General features: G+C 65.3%; 2 protein-coding genes and 2 pseudogenes. 1 reads left to right on the top strand and 3 read right to left on the bottom strand.

Going from position 1 to position 4,050, the window contains the following annotated elements:
• Both ACZ1IK_RS11020 and ACZ1IK_RS11015 read right to left on the bottom strand, forming a co-directional pair.
• Positions 1–786: pseudogene (locus tag ACZ1IK_RS11020) on the bottom strand (IS30 family transposase); the annotation flags it as partial.
• A 141-nt stretch (positions 787–927) separates the two neighbouring features.
• Complete coding sequence (locus ACZ1IK_RS11015) at positions 928–2,070, bottom strand: calcium/sodium antiporter (RefSeq protein WP_043282823.1); 1,143 nt, start codon at positions 2,068–2,070, stop codon at positions 928–930.
• A 172-nt stretch (positions 2,071–2,242) separates the two neighbouring features.
• Between ACZ1IK_RS11015 and ACZ1IK_RS11010 the strand changes: the two are divergent.
• Positions 2,243–3,615, top strand: a pseudogene (locus ACZ1IK_RS11010) (IS1380 family transposase).
• On the opposite strand, the gene ACZ1IK_RS11005 reads toward ACZ1IK_RS11010, so the two are convergent.
• A partial coding sequence (locus ACZ1IK_RS11005; RefSeq protein ID WP_465098510.1) for a transposase occupies positions 3,584–4,050 on the bottom strand: 467 nt, incomplete at its 5' end. The pseudogene ACZ1IK_RS11010 and the gene ACZ1IK_RS11005 sit on opposite strands and share 32 nt — an antisense overlap.

Here is a 4,050-nt window from a genome sequence, read left to right as displayed (position 1 = left end):
GGGGAGACCTTTGCGTGGTGCGCCATCTCGCTGCCCTGGTCCCTTACCAGCGAGGTCTGCATCATCCGGGGCAGCTCGGTGAAGTACTCGATCACCGCGTCCGCGGGGGCCCTCGGCGTGTTTCGAGGGCAGGGCGAGCGGGCCGGTGAACCCGCTCATCCGCTCCACCAGCGTCGCCGCGCACGAGGACCCGTTCTTCCCGATGATCAGGTCGCCCTCCCAGTGCCCGGGTACCCGCCGCTTCGCCGCGTCCTCGCCACGCTCCGCGATCGGGACCATCCCCACGATCGGCCCGCCTCGGGAGCGGCCGTGCGTGCGGGGCCGGCGCTTGGTCCGTTTGGACTGCAAGAAGATCCCACGCTTGGCGAGTTCTCCGCGGGGGATCGCGTAGATGTACTGGTAGATCGCTTCTCCGCTGACGGTGCGGCCCTGAGCGTCGGGAGAGTTCGCCATGCGTTCAACGGTCGGGTCTGCGGCCTCCAGACGCAAGCGACCCGCGATCTCGTTCGGCATCCATGACGCTGCGAGGTCGGCGTTGACGCGGGCCTCGAGTACCGGGTCCTTTGCCACTTTCCGGACCTGTGGGCGAGAGCGCTGGCGTTGCGCTTTCACGTCCGCGGTCACGGCTTGATAGCCGCGCGTCTTCGTCGAGTTCGGTCGAAGCTCTCTGGAGACCACCGAAGGGCATCTACCCAGGTGAGACGCGATCTTCCGGACTCCCCACCCGGCCTTCGATCCCGTCGAGATCTCCATCCGCTCCGTGAACGTGAGTCGCCGCCGCACCATCCCAGGCCTCCTCGCCTCGAGCCCCCACCGACCGGGAGTGTTGCTACGACGCTATGACACCACCAACCGACAGTCATCTCTTGCCGATTTACATCCAGCCGACGACCTGAATGAAGCCAGCAGCCGAATGCACTCGACGGTCTACGTCGAAGTCGTGGTCTGGTCCAGGTCTCGGCGTCCCTTGCGGAGCCCGATTTCGTAGGCTGTAAAGGAAATGAGCGTCAGTGCGATTAACGGCAGCACGAACCACGCCATGGCTACGGTGAATCCCTCCAGTGCATCGTGCGCTGTGGCAGCCAGCACAAGGTATCCGGTGTAGGCGGCGTACAAAACCACGAACAAGCCGCCCTCCCAACGCGCCACCGCGAAGCCCGTGAACGCGATCGGCAGTAGTGCCACTGCGGCCGCCAGCATTACTGGGATATCGAAGGCCACTGCGGCGCCGGATACGGGAATGCCCTCAAGAGAGATGAGCGCGGTTAGTCCTAGCACTACCCCTATGTTGAAGATATTGCTGCCGACCACGTTGCCCACCGCTAGGTCGCGTTCACCGCGACGCACGGCAATGATGGACGTCGCCAGCTCGGGCAGCGATGTCCCGACAGCCACAACGGTCAGTCCGACCACGAGGCTGCTTACGCCCAACGTGGTGGCTATGTTCACTGCTCCTTCCACGAGCAGCGTGGCACCGGCGACCAGCAACGCGACCCCCAGCAGCACAAAGAAGAGCGACCTGCTGACCGAGGCGCCTAGCGCAGCCCCTTCCTCGTCGGCTGGATCGACGGTTGCCGAATCTCCTGTCCCTTCCCGGGCATTCACCGCGGTCTTGGCGTCCCGCCGACTAATCACCACGGACATTATGGTGTGGACCACCACACCGAAAAATAGTATCAGCCCGTCCACCGCACTGATCCTCCCATCCAGGGACACAAGGAGCAGTAGAACTGACAAGACGACCATCAGGGGCAGGTCAAAGCGGATCAGCCTCCGCTTTACAGCGAGGGGAACGACCAGCGCGGACAGTCCCAGGATGAGCAGGACATTAATGATGTTGCTGCCAACCGCATTGCCCACGGCAAGCCCCGGTTCATCACGCAGTACAGCACCGACGCTCACTGCGAACTCGGGTGCCGACGTCGCCGCTGACACTACGGTGAGACCGATCACCAATGACGAAATCCCGAAACGTCCGGCCAGTGCTGACGCCCCACGCACCAGAAATTCCCCACCCAAGACCAGCAGCACCAGTCCGGCCACGATCCGTCCAATATCAAGCGCATCCATGAGTAGGAGTGTACGGACCACAGTTCAGGCCCTGCCACGAGCACCCGCTGACCTCGAGATTTCACTGGGGTGTGGTCTCGACGGGTGGGCGTCATAGAGAAAGGTGCTCCTGGCCTGGGATGATACGGGGTGTCGAGTCTCGTAATCCCTGGCCGGAAGGAGCACCTTTCAGGTGTCCCACCCTACCGTGTTCTTCTACCCCCGCCCGCGTGTGGACGTCGCTGAGGTCCCGGCGGCCTCGCATGCGGGCGCGGTGCTGCTGACCGACACGATCCACGCCACCGGCCTCGCCTCTTCGCTGCGTGAAGCGTTGGGTTCATGGACGAAACCGCTGGCCGAGCATCACGCCTCCAAGGTCCTGCTGGACCTCGCGATGACTCTCGCGGTGGGCGGGGAGGTCGCCCGTGACACCGACCTGCTGCGGTGCGAGCCGGGCCTGTTCGGTGACGTCGCCTCGGCCCCAACGATCTCCCGCACGCTCACCACCCTCGCTGAGGACGCGCCCGCCGTGATGACCGCGATCGCCAGGGCTCGCAGGACCGCGCGCGAGCAGGCCTGGGCCCTGGCCGGCGAGCATTCCCCGGCCGAGGGGACGAGCGCGAAGACCCCGCTGGTCATCGACCTCGACGCCACCCTGATCAACGTCCACAGTGAGAAGGAGCAAGCCGCCCCGACGTTCAAACGCGGCTTCGGCTACCACCCTCTGTACGCGTTCCTGGACCACGGCAGCGAAGGAACCGGGGAACCGCTCGCGATCCACCTTCGCCCCGGCAACGCGGGCTCGAACACCGCCAGCGATCACATCGCCGTCACCCGTCTGGCCCTTGCGCAGCTCCCACCGGCCCTGCTGGGCCGGGGCGGGCGGGGATCGAAAAAGGTCCTGATTCGCACCGACGGGGCCGGCGGCCCCAAGGACTTCGCGGGCTGGCTGGAGCGGCAGCGTCTGGCCTACTCAGTCGGGTTCACCCTCCCCGCGAACACTCCTGACCTGTTGGAACGTATTGATGAGGCGAAGGCGTGGACTCCTGCCTACGACACCGACACCGAAGGGATCCGCGATGGGGCATGGGTCGCGGAACTGACCGGACTACTGGACCTGCCCGGGTGGCCCCCGGAATGCGGGTAACCGTAAGGAAGGAACGCCCCCACCCCGGAGTGCAGCTACGGATCACCGATCACAAAGGGATGCGGATCACTGCGTTCGCGACCAACGCCCCACGCGGCCAGCTTCCAGTGCTGGAGCTGCGTCACCGCCGCCGCGCGCGCTGCGAGGACCGGATCCGCAACGCCAAGGACATGGGCCTGATGAAGTTCCCGCTGCAGGGATTCGCGCAGAACCAGGTCTGGTGCCAGATCGTCCAGCTCGCCGGCGTCATCGTCGCCTGGATGCAGGCCATCGCGCTGGCCGGCCATGATGCACGTCGCTGGGAGCCCAAACGGTTTCGCGCACGGTTGTTCGAGATCCCCGCGACCATCGTGCGCCGCTGTCGGCACAAGATCCTGCATTCGAGGCTCATCGCATTTGAGGGTGTAGCAAGGGTCTGAAGCCGCCTGATTCGAGGAGGCTGCGGGCGATGTAGTTGGTGAGGTTGCGGAAGCCGAGGGCGGAGCCGCGCAGGTGTTCGAGCCGGCCGTTGATCGCCTCCGTCGGACCGTTGCTGGTGCCCAGTCGCTCGAAGAACGCCAGCACGTCGGCGGCGCGTTTGGTCAGTGTCCGGCCGAGCTTGCCCAGTTCCTCGAGGGTGTCGGGGACCTTCTTGCTCAGCGCCGCGATCACCTTCTCCATCTTGGCCTTAGCCTTTGCGCGGTCGAATTCTCGATACGCGGCGACCATGGCCTGGTAGATCTCCCAGGCCGCTTCGACCGCGGCGTGCTTCTCGTGGGCGAAGAGGACGCTGAGGTGTTCTTTTTGGCGGTCGGTCAGCAGGCTCATCCCGGTGTGGAGGGTGCGGCGCAGTTCGGCGCAGTTGCGTCCGGCAG

The sequence above is a fragment of the Micrococcus sp. CS26 genome (assembly GCF_055522295.1).
Note: the sequence above shows the minus strand (reverse complement) of the source record. Positions and strands in the feature narration are given on the sequence as shown.

Excerpts from the sequence above, each read along its gene's own strand:
- ACZ1IK_RS11015 (WP_043282823.1), bottom strand. The coding sequence starts at position 2,070 with ATGGATGCGCTTGATATTGGACGGATCGTGGCCGGACTGGTGCTGCTG.